We start from the raw sequence: 16,612 nt of genomic DNA, 5'->3' as shown, positions 1-16,612 counted from the left end.
CGCAGCGCCACCGGGGGATTTTATAGGTGACTATCCTAATGTCAAAGTGGTAATAATTTTCATTATTGACTGTTACTGCTCCTTAAACAGTCAAACATAAATTTATCTTCAGTAATACTATGGTTTAAGAGTTTTTCTTTCTGCTTTTGATAAAGGAGGCTGCACATGCTTTTTTCATTAATCATTGCTTTTGAGAAAAAATTTGGTAGGTATATATTTGAAGTAAAGGCAATGGATATTCCTGTTAATGTGGTGATGAGCGGGCTCTTTATTTTTAAAACATATTTAAGGTGTATGTAAACAGGCCTTAATAATAATTTGTAAATAAGTATAAAGCTACAGGTCGATACTCCAATACCAAATAAAAAATCAAAATTATTTACAGCTTCTTCGCTCTTTCCATTTTCCATGACTCTATTTAATGCCACCCAAAACAGTATGATACCTAATGGATTTAAAACGGACCAAACTTGGAGTGTTTGCAGGAAATATAGAATCGATATTTTTCTGCTTGTTGCAAATGATAATATTGAAACAGAAGACCAAAAGATTAATGAAATTACTATTGCGCGTGAGAATAACGATATATATAAAACCAACGGATTAATAATTAATTCTAAGTTTGCGATTAGCGAATTGTTTAACATGCTCCATTTTATCAACGTGATTACTACACTGATAGCGAGTGTTGATTTTAATAGATTACCAAGTGCATTTTTGAGTGGAGTATACTCTTCTATGCCATCATATATTTCAGGGTGTCTGATAAATGTTATCATGTCATTGTAGAATTTTACGCCAGGTATAACATTAAGTGCATGTTTGATAACTTCATTTATGGATGTCATAACACCCTCATAGAGTATTTGAGTGAATCAACCTTTCCTTCAGACACTATCATATTTACATCAGAAACATCCGCATATACCCAACTTTACCTCCGCCCCCAGCCATCTTGACTACCCTTAATACCCTAAGCGGTAATTAAGGAGACCTATATGGCTTACCAGACAGTGAATCCTGCTAACAACAAGCTCATCAAAGAGTACAAATCCCACACCGATGCGGAGGTCGAGGCGGCGCTGAAAACGGCGGATGCGCTTTATCATTCCGAGTGGGCGAAAGGGGCTATCGAACAGCGTCTGCCGGTGCTGCATAAGCTGGCGGATCTGATCGACAGCCGGAGCGAAGAGCTGGCGAAAATTGCGAGCCAGGAGATGGGGAAACTCATCGAGCAAAGCCGCGGGGAGGTGAAGCTCTGCGCGCAGATAGCCCGCTATTACGCGGATAACGCGAAGCAGTTTCTTGCGCCCGTGAAGTACAAGTCGGAGCTCGGCGACGCCTGGGTAGAACACCATCCGATTGGCGTGGTGATGGCCGTTGAGCCGTGGAATTTCCCGTTCTATCAGCTGATGCGCGTCCTGGCACCGAACCTGGCGGCGGGGAACCCGGTGGTGGCGAAACATGCCAGTATCGTGCCGCACTGCGCGGAAGCGTTCGCCCATCTGGTGCGGGAAGCCGGTGCGCCGGACGGGGCCTGGACGAATCTCTTTATCTCTTCGGACCAGGTCGCGAAGATCATTGCCGATCCGCGCGTGCAGGGCGCAGCTCTGACTGGGTCTGAAAAGGCCGGGAGCGTCGTGGCGGCGCAGGCGGCGAAGCACATTAAAAAATCGACCCTTGAACTGGGCGGTAACGATGTGTTTATCGTCCTCGACGATGCGGATCTCAAGAAAGCGGTCAAGATCGGCGTCAATGCCCGACTCAACAACGCCGGGCAGGTCTGTACCGCCGCGAAGCGGTTTATCGTCCATGAGAAAGTCGCGGATCAGTTTCTGACCGCTTTCACCGAGGCGTTCCGCGAGGTGAAGATCGGCGATCCGCTGGATGAGAAAACCACGCTGGGGCCGCTGTCGTCGAAAGACGCGCTGGAGACCCTGACCAAACAGGTTAACGAGGCGGTGAAAAATGGTGCGAAAGTGCATTTCGGCGGGAAGCCGGTTGAGCGCGAAGGGAACTTCTTCGAGCCGACGATCCTGACCCATATCTCCCGCGACAACCCGGCTTACTTCGAAGAGTTCTTCGGGCCGGTGGCGCAGTTCTATGTTGTGAAAAGCGACGACGAAGCGGTGAGCCTGGCGAACGACTCAAATTACGGCCTCGGCGGGGCGGTGTTCAGCCAGGATATTGATCGTGCGAAGAAAATGGCGTCGCGAATTGAAACCGGGATGGTCTACATCAACTGGCTGACCGACACCGCGGCGGAACTGCCGTTCGGCGGCGTGAAGCGCTCGGGCTATGGTCGCGAGCTGTCGGATCTCGGTATCAAAGAGTTCGTGAACCAGAAGCTGGTGGTGGTTCGCCGGTAAGCTGATTTAACAGCGGTAAAATGGGTGGCTTTCGAGCCGCCCTTTTTTTTGCAATGGATAAAGTTTTGTGATTCGTATTAAGTCACATAACGGATATATTTGTATCATGAATTAGTTACCAGACTCACAGTTCGCAGTGAAACAAACTGACTGTTCTGGATAAGATTTAGCCTCTTGCTAGTATCAAATCGAAAATCATACACCTGCAAGAGGATACAATGAAAAATACAAATCGTATGATCGTGAACTGTGTTGTGGCTTCCCTGACGCTGAGCTGGAGCATCGCGGCGCTGGCAAATACCGCCCCGACAGAGGTCAAGATCGTTCGCGATAACTACGGCATGCCGCATATTTACGCCGACGATACGTATCGTCTTTTTTACGGCTACGGTTACGTGGTGGCGCAGGATCGCCTGTTCCAGATGGAGATGGCGCGGCGTAGCACCCAGGGCACGGTGTCCGAGGTGCTCGGAAAATCCTTTGTGAGTTTTGATAAAGATATCCGCCAGAACTACTGGCCGGACTCCATTCATGCGCAGATCGCCGCGCTGTCTGCCGATGACAAAGCGATCCTGCAGGGCTACGCCGACGGAATGAACGCCTGGATCGATAAAGTGAACGCCGACCCTGGCAAGCTAATGCCCGCGCAGTTTGCCGGGTTTGGTTTTAAGCCCGGACACTGGCAGCCCTTTGATGTGGCGATGGTTTTTGTCGGTACCATGGCAAACCGCTTTTCTGACAGCACCAGCGAAATCGACAACCTGGCGCTGCTGACGGCGCTGAAAGATAAATATGGCGCGCAGAAAGGGATAGGGGTGTTTAACCAGCTGAAATGGCTGGTGAATCCGGCGGCACCGACTACGATCGCCGCCGGGGAAAGTCACTACCCGCTGAGCTTTGATCTCAAAAACACCCAAACCGCCGCGCTGCTTCCGCGCTACGATCTCCCCGCGCCGATGCTGGATCGCCCAGCCAAAGGCAACGACGGCGCACTGCTGGCACTCACCGCCGGGCAGAATCGGGAAGCGATCGCTGAACAGTTTGCCCGCAGCGGTGCCAACGGCCTGGCCGGGTATCCGACGACCAGCAACATGTGGGTGATTGGCAAGAAAAAGGCGCAGGACGCGAAAGCCATCATGGTCAACGGCCCGCAGTTTGGCTGGTACGCCCCGGCGTATACCTATGGCATCGGACTGCACGGCGCGGGCTATGACGTCACCGGCAACACGCCGTTCGCCTATCCGGGGCTGGTGTTTGGTCATAACGGGAAGATCTCCTGGGGCGCGACGGCGGGGTTCGGCGACGATGTGGATATCTTTGCCGAACAAATCTCGGATCAAAAACCGGGCGAGTATCTGCATAACGGCGAGTGGGTCAAAATGCTCAGTCGCGAAGAGACCATCGCCGTGAAAGACGGCCAGCCGGAGACCTTTACCGTCTGGCGAACCCTGCACGGGAACGTGATCAAAACCGATCCGGCCACCCACACCGCCTATGCTAAAGCGCGTGCCTGGGATGGGAAGGAGGTCGCATCTCTGCTGGCATGGACGCATCAGATGAAGGCCAAAGACTGGCCGAGCTGGACGGCGCAGGCGGCGAAGCAGGCGCTGACGATCAACTGGTATTACGCGGATGTCGACGGCAACATCGGCTACGTTCACGGGGGCGCGTATCCGAAACGCCAGCCGGGGCACGATCCGCGTCTGCCGGTGCCGGGCACCGGAAAGTGGGACTGGCAGGGGCTGTTGTCGTTTGACCTGAATCCGAAAGTCTATAACCCGCAGTCGGGGTATATCGCCAACTGGAACAACTCGCCGCAGAAAGATTATCCGGCCTCGGATCTGTTCGCCTTCTTATGGGGCGGGGCGGATCGCGTCACGGAGATCACGCAGCTCATCGACAAACAGCCGACGCTGACCCACGAGCAGGCCTGGGATCTGATCCAGAAAACCAGCCGTCAGGATCTGAACCTGCGTCTGTTCCTGCCGACCCTGCAAAAAGCGACGGCGAGCTTGCCAGAGAGCGATCCTCGGCTGCAACTGGTGAGATCACTGGCGAGCTGGGACGGGCAAAACGTGATGAGTGAGGACGGGAAAACGTACCAGCAACCGGGGTCAGCCATTCTGAACGCCTGGCTGACCAGCATGCTGAAACGCACGGTGGTGGCTGCCGTACCGGCGCCGTTTAACACCTGGTACAGCGCCAGCGGATATGAAACGACACAGGACGGACCGACCGGCTCGCTGAATATCAGCGTCGGGGCCAAGATCCTGTTTGAAGCGCTGGAGGGGGAAAAATCGGCGATCCCGCAGGAAGTCGATCTGTTTGCCGGGCAGTCGCAGCAGGCGGTGGTCCTTGATGCTTTGCAGGATGCCTGGCAGACGCTCTCGACGCGCTACGGCACGGATATCAACACCTGGAATACGCCTGCGATGGCGCTGACGTTCCGCGCGAATAACTTCTTCGGCGTACCGCAGGCGGCGGCGAAAGAGGCGCGGCATCAGGCCGAGTATCAGAACCGGGGTACGGAAAATGACATGATTGTCTTCTCGCCGACATCCGGTAAAAGCCCGGTGCTGGCCTGGGATGTGGTCGCGCCCGGTCAAAGCGGATTTGTGGCACCGGACGGAACGCCGGATAAGCACTATGACGATCAGCTGAAAATGTACGAAACCTTTGGCCGGAAGCCGCTGTGGTTAACGCCGCAGGAGGTGAGTGCGAATCAGGAATCGCAGGAGATTTTGCAGGTCACCGTAAGTGACCCGCATTATGTCAGGTGAAGCTGATATGGCCCGAGCGCGTTTGCTGTCGGGTGGCGCTGCGCTTACCCGACCTACACAACGACAAAGCCATTGATATATCTGGATATTGTAGGCCGGGTAAGCGTAGCGCCACCCGGCAATAGCTGACCTTAGAAGCTCACGCCGCCGCCGAAGTAGGCGCCGTCAATCAGGGTGTGGTTTGGACGACCGTCTTTGCCGTCAACGCTCACGTGGCGGTAGCCGACTTTCAGCGTCACCGGTTTGACTGGAGTCCAGCTTACGCCGCCGTTGGCTTCAACGTAGTTTTTCACGCTGTTGTTCAGGCCGTTAGGAGCCACGTAACCTTCGCCGAAGACGTTGATGCTGTCAGTCAGGGCAACGTTCACACCGCCGCCGACCGGGAATGCGACGCCGTTATCGCCTTTTTTCGGGCCGAGGTAGATGGCTTTCGCACCGGCATTCAGCATCGCCGGGCCCACTTCCAGGTTGTAACCTGCGCCAACACCACCGGTCTGGGTGCCGTCGTCGGTATTTTTCAGCCAGTTACTTTCGGCATAAACACCGGAGGTGGATTTACCCATTTCGATATTTAAATTGGTGAAGTTCTTACCCTGTTCAATAGAAGCGCCCATCGCCAGAGCGGAGCCAGAAGTTACGGTCAGAACAGAAAGCAGAATGAAGTTAATCTTTTTCATGGTGTATTTCCTCGTCATCAAATTAATCTGAGGACACCTTAACAAGCGATGTTTACGACTGCAAATGTGACGTTACTCGCAGTTTTATGCTGGTTTTGTTAATTTTTGATGCGGCTGTTGTTGAGAGAAGGTTGGTTTGCCCTCGCGTCAATCATTAATCATTTCACGTTTAGACTTCGTTTTGTTTATCAGCTAAACGAAGCCTGAATATCGCCAAAATAATGATGAGGAGTGAATTAATAAGGATTTTCATTATTTCAAAAAAGTTCTGAAAATGACGAAAAATTACATTTCTCGAATCGTTATTACGCAGGTTTTGCAGGAACCGCCCGGATAAAAGGGCGGTTTGGTGCGGGGATCAGCGTTTCAGTTCGGCAAAGGCCGCGCGGATCTCTTCTTCCGGGAGCTGAATCCCGATAAAGACCATGGTGCTGTGCGGTGTTTCCTCGCCCCACGGACGATCCCAGTCGGCGCTGTACAGGCGTTGCACGCCCTGGAACAGCAGGCGGTTCGGCTCGCCGTCAATCCACAGCATCCCTTTGTAGCGCAGCAGTTTGTCGGCAAACGACAGCAGCAGGTTTTCCATCACGCGGGAGACATCGCTGATATCCACCGGGTAATCCAGCTCGACCACGATCGAGGTGACGTCGTTTTGTTTGTCGCCGATGAAATGGAAGCGCGGCTTCGCGGTGATGTTCTCTTCCAGCATAAAGCCGTTGGTGTTGAACAGCTGCGCGAGATCGATATCACCGTGGATGACCGTGTAGATCGGCGCGCGGGCGTTGATGCGCGTCAGGCGCTCACGCAGTTTTTCGCAGTCCCCGGCCACATCGGTTTTGGTCAGCAGAATGCGGTCCGCGTAGCCAATCTGCGACTGGGCGATGGTGAACTGGTTCATCTGCTCGTCGGCGTGGACCGCATCGACCAGGGCAATCACGCCGTCCAGCAGGTAGCGCTGGCAGAGAATGTCGTGGGAGAAAAAGGTCTGGATGATCGGGCCGGGGTCGGCCATGCCGGTGCATTCGATCACCAGACGGTCAAATTCGATGTCACCGCGGTCGCGGCTGTCGAGCAGATCCAGCAGGGCATCTTCCAGCTCGCTGGAGCGGGTGCAGCAGATGCAGCCGTTGGTCAGGGTTTTAATCTGGGTGGCGCGATCGCCAATCAACTGATCGTCGACGGAGACTTCGCCGAATTCGTTTTCGATGACGGCGATTTTAAAGCCGTGCTGTTCGTTGAGGATGTGGCGCAGCAGGGTGGTTTTACCCGCGCCGAGAAAGCCGGTTAACAGGGTGACTGCAATAGGGGTCATGTTCTCTCCTTTAGCAACAGCGTACGCCGCTTTTGCCATCGCCGCCGTAGCGCGCTTGCTGGCGCTCGCGGAAGAATTCTTTGTAGGTCATGTACGGTTTATCCGGATGGTTGGTCTGCATATGTTCAACGTAGTTGTCATAGTCCGGAATACCAATCAGCATTTTCGCCGCCTGACCGAGGTATTTTTTTGCTTCGCCTAAGTTACCAAACATTGTGCCATCCAGATAGAAAAAGCCCGGTGGCGCGCAGCGATCCGGGCCTACAGGTTCTGTGTAGGGCGGGTTAGCGTAGCGCCACCCGCCAGGGTTTTAGTGGTGCGAAGAAGTCTTCACGCCGCCTTCCGGGACCGGCACATACGGGGTTTCTTTATCCGTACGGCCTTCGGCGTTACGCACATTCATCCAGGTTTTGATGCCGTAGAAGATGATGCTGTAGACCACGACCAGGAACAGAATACTCAAACCGGCGTTGGTGTAGTTGTTCACCACGATATGGTTCATGTTGGCAATCTGCTGTGCGGTCAGGTCACCGCCGCCCGCGGCGATTTTCGCCTTGTACTGGTTAGCCATAAACAGGAAGCCTTCCAGCTGCGGGTTGGTGCTGAACAGTTTCAGGCCCAGCGCCCAGGTGGTGCACAGCAGCAGCCACAGCGCAGGAACCACCGTCACCCAGATGTATTTGGTGCGTTTCATCTTCACCAGCACCACGGTACCGAGCACCAGCGCCACGGCTGCGAGCATCTGGTTAGAGATACCGAACAGCGGCCACAGGCTCTTCACGCCGCCGAGTGGGTCGACGACGCCCTGATACAGCAGGTAGCCCCACAGACCGACACAGCCTGCGGTGCCCAGCACGCCCGCCACCAGAGAGTCGGTTTTCTTCAGGAACGGCACGAAGTTACCAAGCAAATCTTGCAGCATGAAGCGGCCCGCACGGGTACCAGCGTCCAGCGCGGTCAGGATGAACAGCGCTTCGAACAGAATACCGAAGTGGTACCAGAAGCCCATGTCCGCCCACGGCAGCACTTTGTGGAACACGTGTGCGATACCGACGGCCAGGGTTGGTGCGCCACCCGCACGGTTCAGAATCGACGGCTCGCCGATGTCTTTCGCGGTCTGCATGATCTGCTCAGGCGAGATCACGAAGCCCCAGGAGCTGACGGTCGCCGCCGCATGAGCGCTGGCGTCTTTCAGCTGGGCCATGATCAGCGCCGCGTTGTCGCCACCCATCTCATGCAGGTTTGGCATGGTGATGCCAAGGCCCGCTGGCGGGGTGTTCATCGCGAAGTACAGACCTGGCTCGATGATGGACGCGGCCACCAGGGCCATGATCGCCACGAAGGACTCCATCAGCATTGCGCCGTAACCGATAAAGCGCGCGTCGGTTTCGTTCGCCATCAGCTTCGGCGTGGTGCCGGAAGCGATTAAGGCGTGGAAACCAGAGACGGCACCACAGGCGATGGTGATAAACAGGAACGGGAACAGCGCGCCTTTCCACAGTGGACCGGTACCGTCAATGTACTGGGTCACGGCTGGCATTTTCAGTTCCGGGTTGATGATCACGATGCCGATCGCCAGACCGACAATCACACCGATTTTCAGGAACGTCGCCAGGTAGTCACGCGGGGCCAGAATCAGCCACACCGGCAGCAGCGCAGAGATAAACGCGTAGCCAATCAGGGCGAAGGTAATGGTGGTGTCTTTGAAGGTCAGCGCCGGGCCCCAGTACGGGTCGTGGGCAATGATGCCGCCGAAGTAAATGGAAGCGACCAACAGCACGATACCAATCACCGACACTTCACCGACGCGGCCCGGACGGATAAAGCGCATGTAGATACCCATGAACAGCGCAATCGGTACGGTCGAGCAGACGGTGAACACACCCCACGGGCTTTCGGCCAGAGCTTTCACCACGATCAGCGCCAGCACCGCGAGGATGATGATCATGATCAGGAAGCAGCCGAACAGGGCAATGGTGCCCGGCACGCGGCCCATCTCTTCTTTGATCATCTCACCCAGAGAAGCGCCGTTACGACGGGTCGAGATGAACAGCACCATGAAGTCCTGCACCGCACCCGCCAGCACCACGCCCGCGAGCAGCCACAGAGTGCCAGGCAGATAGCCCATCTGCGCGGCAAGCACCGGCCCAACCAGCGGACCTGCACCGGCGATCGCGGCAAAGTGGTGACCAAACAGCACGTAGCGGTTGGTGGGCACGTAGTTCAGGCCGTCATTGTTGATGACCGCCGGAGTGGAACGCGTCGGGTCGAGTTTCATGACCTTCTGCGCGATGTAAAGACTGTAGTAGCGGTACGCTACCAGATAGACGGAAACCGACGCGACCACGATCCACAGGGCGCTAACGTGTTCGCCCCGGCGTAATGCGACAACCGCCAGACAGAAAGCACCGAGGATCCCGAGGAGCGCCCAGGGTACGTGCTTAAGTAGTTTTTTCGTATCCATAGTTAGACCTGGTTTTTTTAACTGGAAAAAGGGCCTGAGTTCGTTTTGAGGAGGTATTGATTAATGCTGTGGCGATCTTGCCAGATCGTCGCGCGTGTAAAGGACGGTAAATGGGTGAGTGGTTGATTGCGGTGGGTAAGCGGTCAAAGGCTGGGGCGAGTGGTTCAGGCTCGCCGCCAGCGGGCTGGTTTATGTGATTGAGATCACACTGATTATTCGAGCACCTCGGCAGGCGCGCTGGTCATGTAGCCTTCGAGGGTCTCGAAGAGTTTGTCCCGCAGCCACTGTGGTTCCAGCACCTGAATATTCGGCAGCCAGTAGAAAATCAGCGGCAGGATCTGATTCTCGTGCGCCGCCTGGCAGCGGATCGTCACGCCGTCATCGCTTTCCGCAATCACCTCCTGGTCCGGGAGCAGGTCGCGGCGGGTGAAGTAGTGCGAAATAATATTGTTGGTAAATATTTTCACTTCGAAAGTATCTTCGCTCACCCAGGGGTCGAGATTCTTCTCAAGTAATTCTGCCGTATCGGCATCCGGCGTGAAGGTCTCTTTTTGAATATCCAGCCAGTTTATCTGACTTAATGAAAACGATTTCAGCCTGCCATTTTCCGTAGCTTGTAAATACCATATATTTTTTTTGTTAATTAATTTGTACGGATTAATCAGTCGCGTTTTGTCTTTATAAACCATCTGGCAGACGTGCCGCTCTTTTATCGATTTCTCAATCGCCGTCAGATGTCGACGAATATCATTCTGAACCGTGTGTTCGGCGTCGTTGCTGAGGATCAGAATATGGTTCTCTTCGACGCGCGCCTCCAGACTCTGCCAGAACGCGGTGCCGCGGTCAGGAAAATAGTTATCCACATTCAACAGGTTAGCGACGGCGTTGTGTAGCCCCTGGCCGCTGGCGTTTTGCTGGGTGTGAATCAGACGATACAGGCCATTTCCCGTGTGCTGAACAATGGGGGCGAGAGCATTGAGATCGCGATATACCGTGCGTTCGGTAATTTTAAATTTATGCATCAAGTCGCGACGGTTAACCACACCGTTTAAATGCAGCTCCATAAGAATATCGACGAGTCGTTCAGCCGAGCGGCTGCGGGCTGGAGTTGTCATATTATATTCCCGTTTAGTGCGGTGAAAATCTCTGCAGAATAAGGATGTCACTGACAGAATATGTCAGTGCAACAGAGATAAAATTTATCTTATGGAATATATAACGGCGCGATTTAGGATAAACATTAATAGTTTTTTGCGAAATCCTCCGTAAATGTTCAAATCATCAACACGATTTTCGTAAAGTTTTCTCTAACCAGGCCGAAAATTCTGTTATCTGTCTGATGGAAAGAGAAAACATGTTAAATCGTATCAAGATTGTCACCAGCTTGTTGCTGGTTTTGGCTATTTTCGGCCTGTTACAACTGACATCCGGTGGACTTTTCTTCAATGCCCTGAAGCATGACAAAGAAAACTTCACTGTCCTACAAACTATTCGCCAGCAACAATCCACGCTTAACGGCAGCTGGGTCGCGTTGCTGCAAACCCGTAATACCCTGAACCGCGCGGGTATCCGTTACATGATGGATCAGAGCAACATCGGCAGCGGCGCCACCGTTGCGGAACTGATGCAGATTGCGTCCGCTTCCCTGAAGCAGGCGGAGAAAAACTGGGCTGATTACGAAGCACTGCCGCGCGATCCGCGTCAGAGCGACGCTGCCGCCCTGGAGATCAAACGTAACTACGATATCTATCACGGTGCGCTGGCCGAGCTTATCCAGCTGCTGGGCGCGGGTAAGATCAATGACTTCTTCGATCAGCCGACCCAGAGCTATCAGGATGGTTTTGAGAAGCAGTACGTGAACTACCTGCAGCAGAACGATCATCTGTATCAGACTGCCGTGGACGACAGCAACAGCTCGTATACTCAGGCGATCTGGGTGCTGATCAGCGTGCTGATCGCGGTGCTGGTAGTGATCGTTGGCGTCTGGCTGGGCATTAAGCAGTCACTGATCTCTCCGCTGAATCGTCTGATCGACAGCATTCGTCATATCGCCAGCGGCGATCTGGTGAAGCGTATTGACGTCGAAGGTACCAATGAGATGGGCCAGCTGGCGGACACTCTGCGTCACATGCAGAGCGAGCTGGTGAGCACCGTTGGCGATGTGCGTAACGGCGCGAATGCGATCTACAGCGGCGCGAGCGAAATCTCTGTCGGCAACAACGATCTCTCTTCCCGTACCGAGCAGCAGGCGGCTTCTCTGGAAGAGACGGCTGCCAGCATGGAAGAGCTGACCGCGACCGTGAAGCAGAACGCCGAAAACGCCCGTCAGGCGAGCAATCTGGCGCTGAGCGCGTCCGAGACTGCGCAGAAAGGCGGGAAAGTGGTGGATAACGTGGTGCAAACCATGCGTGACATCGCGGGCAGCTCGCAGAAAATCGCTGACATTATCAGCGTGATCGACGGGATTGCCTTCCAGACCAACATCCTGGCGCTGAACGCCGCCGTCGAAGCAGCACGTGCGGGCGAGCAGGGCCGTGGTTTTGCGGTGGTGGCAGGTGAAGTGCGTAACCTGGCGCAGCGTAGCGCCCAGGCGGCACGCGAAATTAAGAGCCTGATCGAAGACTCCGTGGGCCGCGTTGAGCTGGGTTCGACCCTGGTGGAAAGCGCTGGCGAAACCATGGGCGAAATCGTGAATGCGGTGACCCGCGTGACCGACATTATGGGCGAAATCGCCTCTGCATCTGATGAGCAGAGCCGCGGTATCGACCAGGTCGGTCTGGCGGTTGCAGAGATGGACCGTGTGACGCAGCAGAACGCCTCGCTGGTGGAAGAGTCCGCTGCGGCAGCTGCCGCGCTGGAAGAGCAGGCGAGCCGTCTGACGCAGGCGGTGGCGGTGTTCCGCATTCAGCAGGAGCAGCAGAAATCACGCGATAACGGCGGGTTGAAAACGCCGGTGGTGACGGCCAAGGGGCGTAAAGCCGCTGCCGCGACGACCGCGTCCAGTGAGAACTGGGAAACCTTCTGATGTAAAAAAAGCGCCCTGTTCAGGAAGGGCGCTTGAGTCGTCTGTTATGTTGCCGGGTGGCGGAAATGCGTGGTCCTTTGTAGGCCCGGTAAGCGCAGGGTATGAACCGGAAACATGGGTAACACTTTAGACCGGATACATGGGTAACAGTTATAACTGGCATAGAAGAGGAGACTCACTATGCCCTGGACTGAGACCCGACCTATGCAACGCCTTGAATTTATCCGTGCCTGCCATGCAGGCGCGGACTCCTTTTCAGCCCTTTGCCGTCTCTTCGGCATCAGCCGCAAAACCGGCTACAAGTGGCTTCAGCGCTTCGAACCTTCTGACCCTTCCTCGCTCTTTGACCGCTCGCGGGCACCCCACTCCTCGTCCCGCTCTGTCCCGGATGACATCGCCGGTTATCTGACGGCATTACGGCAAAAACACCCGGACTGGGGGCCTAAAAAACTGCGGATGTGGTGTCTCAACCACGCTGTCGATTTTACCGTGCCCGCGGCCAGCACCATCGGCGATATCCTCAAACGCGAGGGGCTCGTCCCGGATAAAAAACGTAAGCGCAGGACACCGGGAAATCGTCAGCCGCTGACCAGGGTCAGTGAAAACAATCAGGTCTGGAGCGCTGATTTTAAAGGCAAGTTCAGACTGCTGAGCAGGGAATACTGCCATCCCTTCACCCTGACCGATAACCACAGCCGGTATCTCCTGAGCTGTCGCGGAACAGACCGGGAGAGCGAGCCGTTCGTCAGACAGTGCCTGACGGAGGCGTTCCTGGAATACGGGCTCCCGGATGTGCTCAGAACCGACAACGGCCAGCCGTTCGCCGGGACGGGTATCGCCGGATTAAGCCGTCTTGCGGTCTGGCTGATAAAGCTGGGTGTCAGGCCGGAGCGTATCCGGCTGGGACATCCGGAGGAGAACGGACGTCATGAACGCATGCACCGTTCGCTGAAGAGCGCCCTGCGGCATGGCAATACCTTCATGACGATGGAAGAGCAGCAGCGCTGGTTCAGCCATTACCGGGAGGAGTTTAATCATGAGCGTCCACACGAAGCGCTGAACGGCGCAACACCCGGAACGGTGTGGCAACCCTCAGGCCGGCAGTGGGATGGCAGGGTTCCTGAATACGCTTATCCGGCAGGGGGTATGGTCTACAGAGTAAAATCGAGGGGCACACTGTATATGGGTAAAAAGGGGACGGTGTTCCTGAGTAAAGCCCTGACTGGCGAATACATAATGCTGGAGGAACAGGATGATGGCCTGGAGGCCATCATCTTTAATGGAATAACGCTTGCGTACTACGACCGAAAAACCGAGAGTGTGGTCCGGATAGACTAGAAAGTGTTACCTATGTTCCCGGTCTGATCTGTCACCTATGTATCCGGTCATACAGCAGCGCCACCGGGCGTTTTTAGGCCGCACAGTCGTTTGTTGCCGGGTGGCGGCTTCGCCTTACCCGGCCTACAAGTTTACACTCCGGTCTGCACCACCTTCATTTCAACCATCCCAATCCCCAGCTTGCGCGGTGAATGTCCGAGGATATTGCCCTCGTTCGTCGACTGCGGGTCTGGCGGCACGATCACGACCGTATTGCTGCGCGACGGGTTCTCGAAATGCAGCGTCGTTGTCGTGACATCGTTGCCGAGGGTGATGGTCTGCTCTTTGTCGCCGATGCGCACCGGGATCGGTTTGTTGGCGTTCGGGCCGAAGGCTTTGGCGGTGATCACCAGATCGAATTTCTCCGGTAGCGGCTGGGCGTATTCGATTTTCACCTCGTCGCCAAGCTGCGCGTTGGACCAGCGTCCCCAGGATTCCGGGCGTGAAATACCGCTAAACTGCTTCACCTCTTCCGGCGCGCCCGCCACGTTAAACACGAAGCTGTCCGCCTTGTAGCGAATATCGTTATCCACCACTTTCAGCAGATCCACGTTGCGCTGATAGCGGTCGGTATTGATCACCGTATCCTTGAACGCGGTTTTGCCTTTCCACTGATCTTTATCCACGCGCTGGACGGTTTGTTCGCCGCCGAGCTGACCCTGTGACACGCACCAGTCCGTGGAAAGCGACAGCGGCTGCGACCACAGCTGGCCCATCTTGTAGCAGCGGTCGACCCAGACGAAGTTATCGCGCGGGGCGAAGTCGGCCAGCTGGAAGCGCAGCGGCGCGGAGTATTCACTCTCCGGCAGCGGTTCGACGCGGTTATCCGATACGCGCAGGAGCAGCGGCAGGCGGAAATGGCTGCCCGAGAAGGCAATCATGTTTTTCTGCTGGTCGATGGTGAAATCTTTCATCTCTTTCGGGAAGTTCCACAGGCGGATCACGTCCGGTTTCCACGCCAGAATCTTCTCTTTCATGTTGAGGAACACTTCGGAGAGCGACTGGCCGGAGAGCGTGCTGCGTCCCAGCCCGATGAAGTTATCCCCGCCCAGAATATCCAGCACCGTTGCGCCGTTATCCATGGTGTTGCGTTTGGTGGCGATGACCTCCTGCTGAGGCTGGTCGCCGCGCATCACGAAGAACAGGTTGCTGCGATCCTGTTTGTTCAGCTCGTCCCAGGCGGTGTTTTTCATCGCCAGATGGTCGGAAGAGACGACGATCACCGTGTTTTTGAAATACGGCGAGGCTTTGATTTTATTGATAAACGCGGCGATGTGTTCCTGGCTACAGGTCACGGCGCTGAACGACTGATTGGTCTTGCCGTTGATGTCGTACTTTTTGCGCTCGCAGGTGCGCGAGATAAAGCCGTCCGGGTGGTGCGTATCAACGGTTAAGGCGAAGAGCGAGAAGCGTTTGCCGGATTTGGACAGCTCCTCGAACTTCTTCCAGGTTTCGTCCAGCACCGTGTCGTCGTAAAAGCCCCAGTCATTGCGGTAGGACGGGTCGGCAACCGTGGTTTTCAACTCTTCCGCGCCATAGAGATGGTCGAAGCCGTGGGATTTCAGGAACACGTCTTTTCCGGCAAAACGCAGGTTGGCCCCCTGCATAAAGTAGTTTTCGTAGCCGGAGTTTTTCAGGATGTCGCCGAGGCAGATATTCTGCGGGAAGAAGCTCGACATCGACGCCGAGGCGTTACCCTCGAACGGCGCGAACAGCGGGATGCCGCACTGGGAGGCGACCATCCCGGCGATGGTGTAATCGGTGCCCGGCAGCTGCGACGTGTGGCTGAAATCCAGCCCTTCGTCTTTCAGCGGGCCGAGATCCGGCGTCAGATTCGGGAAGGCATCGTTATCGAAATAGGTGCGCTCCAGACTTTCGCCGTAGATATAAACCAGGTTCAGCTTCGGGTTGGCGATGGTTTTCGACGGCTCTTTATACCAGGCCGTGAAATCCGGATCGCCGTCGCGGGACTGGGATTTCACCAGCTCGGTGATCTGATGGAACGCCGGGCTGGCATCCACGGAGCCGAGCGCCAGCACCAGGGCCAGCAGGCTGTAACCCATATGATGCGGGAGATGACGGCGACGGCGCAGCACCCAGCCGAGGGTGCCAAACACCGCAACCAGCGCCAGCACCAGTCCAGTTCCAGGAAGTATGTACTTACTAACTCCTGCGCCCGTCAGGCTGTTGGTGAGCGTATAGAGCACGGCGTCGTTGATACCGTCACCGGTAAAGTAATCGCTGGCGTACAGGGTAATGTTCAAAACAATAAAAATCCCCAACACCAGTAACGTGGCAATAAACCACCAGGTGTTGCGACCTGCCTTCCAGGCATAGATGCCAATGGAAGCCAGGAACAGGGCAAGGGAAATAAACTCTGACAACAGCTTATCCTCAATAGCGCCAGTCACTTAGCTGGCTAACTGATTGTTTTTTGGTTAATACAATTTAATGGCGAAGTCACATAGCTGCAATTCTAGTGTCACTAAAATGTGCTGTTGTTAGGATTTGGTTTAGAAAGTAGAAATTTTGATCGCCGTCGCATCGCGTTATACGGGTGCTGAGACGTAAGAAGATGAGCAAAAAACGAGTCTGACGCCGCGTTGCC

11 protein-coding genes are annotated in these 16,612 nt (G+C 55.0%); 4 read left to right on the top strand and 7 right to left on the bottom strand.

The window, feature by feature from the left end:
- Window positions 1–62: 62 nt before the first annotated feature.
- On the bottom strand, window positions 63–848 hold the full coding sequence (locus tag U9O48_RS19575; protein WP_285145781.1) for a hypothetical protein: 786 nt from the start codon (window positions 846–848) through the stop codon (window positions 63–65).
- 150 nt (window positions 849–998) lie between these two features.
- Here U9O48_RS19575 and U9O48_RS19570 point away from each other — a divergent pair, with 150 nt between their 5' ends.
- On the top strand, window positions 999–2,369 hold the full coding sequence (locus U9O48_RS19570; protein ID WP_285153705.1) for an NAD-dependent succinate-semialdehyde dehydrogenase: 1,371 nt from the start codon (window positions 999–1,001) through the stop codon (window positions 2,367–2,369).
- A 218-nt stretch (window positions 2,370–2,587) separates the two neighbouring features.
- Window positions 2,588–5,149, top strand: coding sequence for a penicillin acylase family protein (locus tag U9O48_RS19565; RefSeq protein WP_324723046.1), 2,562 nt, complete (start codon window positions 2,588–2,590; stop codon window positions 5,147–5,149).
- A 131-nt stretch (window positions 5,150–5,280) separates the two neighbouring features.
- Here U9O48_RS19565 and U9O48_RS19560 read toward each other — a convergent pair whose 3' ends face one another.
- The 5 genes from U9O48_RS19560 to U9O48_RS19540 all read right to left on the bottom strand — a co-directional run bounded on the left by U9O48_RS19560 (window position 5,281) and on the right by U9O48_RS19540 (window position 10,717).
- On the bottom strand, window positions 5,281–5,826 hold the full coding sequence (locus tag U9O48_RS19560; protein ID WP_282493438.1) for a YfaZ family outer membrane protein: 546 nt from the start codon (window positions 5,824–5,826) through the stop codon (window positions 5,281–5,283).
- A 358-nt stretch (window positions 5,827–6,184) separates the two neighbouring features.
- Window positions 6,185–7,138, bottom strand: a complete 954-nt coding sequence (gene yjiA, locus U9O48_RS19555; RefSeq protein ID WP_324723045.1) for a GTPase — start codon at window positions 7,136–7,138, stop codon at window positions 6,185–6,187.
- Between the two features lie 10 nt (window positions 7,139–7,148).
- Window positions 7,149–7,352 (bottom strand): YbdD/YjiX family protein, encoded by a 204-nt coding sequence (locus U9O48_RS19550; protein ID WP_282493440.1) that lies wholly within the window; start codon window positions 7,350–7,352, stop codon window positions 7,149–7,151.
- A 96-nt stretch (window positions 7,353–7,448) separates the two neighbouring features.
- A complete protein-coding gene (locus U9O48_RS19545; protein WP_095280643.1) occupies window positions 7,449–9,602 on the bottom strand; it encodes a carbon starvation CstA family protein in 2,154 nt (717 codons plus the stop codon).
- Window positions 9,603–9,814: 212 nt separating this feature from the next.
- On the bottom strand, window positions 9,815–10,717 hold the full coding sequence (locus U9O48_RS19540; protein WP_324723043.1) for a helix-turn-helix transcriptional regulator: 903 nt from the start codon (window positions 10,715–10,717) through the stop codon (window positions 9,815–9,817).
- Between the two features lie 239 nt (window positions 10,718–10,956).
- Here U9O48_RS19540 and tsr point away from each other — a divergent pair, with 239 nt between their 5' ends.
- The gene (gene tsr, locus U9O48_RS19535; protein ID WP_285145583.1) at window positions 10,957–12,627 is read left to right on the top strand and encodes a methyl-accepting chemotaxis protein; all 1,671 of its coding nucleotides are present in this window, start codon (window positions 10,957–10,959) and stop codon (window positions 12,625–12,627) included.
- 180 nt (window positions 12,628–12,807) lie between these two features.
- The gene (locus tag U9O48_RS19530) at window positions 12,808–13,965 is read left to right on the top strand and encodes an integrase core domain-containing protein (protein ID WP_324723042.1); all 1,158 of its coding nucleotides are present in this window, start codon (window positions 12,808–12,810) and stop codon (window positions 13,963–13,965) included.
- Window positions 13,966–14,096: 131 nt separating this feature from the next.
- On the opposite strand, the gene opgB is transcribed toward U9O48_RS19530, so the two are convergent.
- Window positions 14,097–16,388 (bottom strand): phosphatidylglycerol--membrane-oligosaccharide glycerophosphotransferase, encoded by a 2,292-nt coding sequence (gene opgB / locus U9O48_RS19525; RefSeq protein WP_282493443.1) that lies wholly within the window; start codon window positions 16,386–16,388, stop codon window positions 14,097–14,099.
- Between the last annotated feature and the right edge of the window lie 224 nt (window positions 16,389–16,612).

It is taken from the genome of Lelliottia sp. JS-SCA-14 (assembly GCF_035593345.1).
GTDB classification, from domain to species: Bacteria; Pseudomonadota; Gammaproteobacteria; order Enterobacterales; family Enterobacteriaceae; genus Enterobacter; species Enterobacter wanjuensis.
Note: the sequence above shows the minus strand (reverse complement) of the source record. Positions and strands in the feature narration are given on the sequence as shown.

Excerpts from the sequence above, each read along its gene's own strand:
- U9O48_RS19575 (WP_285145781.1), bottom strand. The coding sequence starts at position 848 with ATGACATCCATAAATGAAGTTATCAAACATGCACTTAATGTTATACCT.
- U9O48_RS19530 (WP_324723042.1), top strand. The coding sequence starts at position 12,808 with ATGCCCTGGACTGAGACCCGACCTATGCAACGCCTTGAATTTATCCGT.
- U9O48_RS19560 (WP_282493438.1), bottom strand. The coding sequence starts at position 5,826 with ATGAAAAAGATTAACTTCATTCTGCTTTCTGTTCTGACCGTAACTTCT.
- U9O48_RS19550 (WP_282493440.1), bottom strand. The coding sequence starts at position 7,352 with ATGTTTGGTAACTTAGGCGAAGCAAAAAAATACCTCGGTCAGGCGGCG.
- U9O48_RS19565 (WP_324723046.1), top strand. The coding sequence starts at position 2,588 with ATGAAAAATACAAATCGTATGATCGTGAACTGTGTTGTGGCTTCCCTG.
- U9O48_RS19540 (WP_324723043.1), bottom strand. The coding sequence starts at position 10,717 with ATGACAACTCCAGCCCGCAGCCGCTCGGCTGAACGACTCGTCGATATT.
- yjiA (WP_324723045.1), bottom strand. The coding sequence starts at position 7,138 with ATGACCCCTATTGCAGTCACCCTGTTAACCGGCTTTCTCGGCGCGGGT.
- tsr (WP_285145583.1), top strand. The coding sequence starts at position 10,957 with ATGTTAAATCGTATCAAGATTGTCACCAGCTTGTTGCTGGTTTTGGCT.
- U9O48_RS19545 (WP_095280643.1), bottom strand. The coding sequence starts at position 9,602 with ATGGATACGAAAAAACTACTTAAGCACGTACCCTGGGCGCTCCTCGGG.
- U9O48_RS19570 (WP_285153705.1), top strand. The coding sequence starts at position 999 with ATGGCTTACCAGACAGTGAATCCTGCTAACAACAAGCTCATCAAAGAG.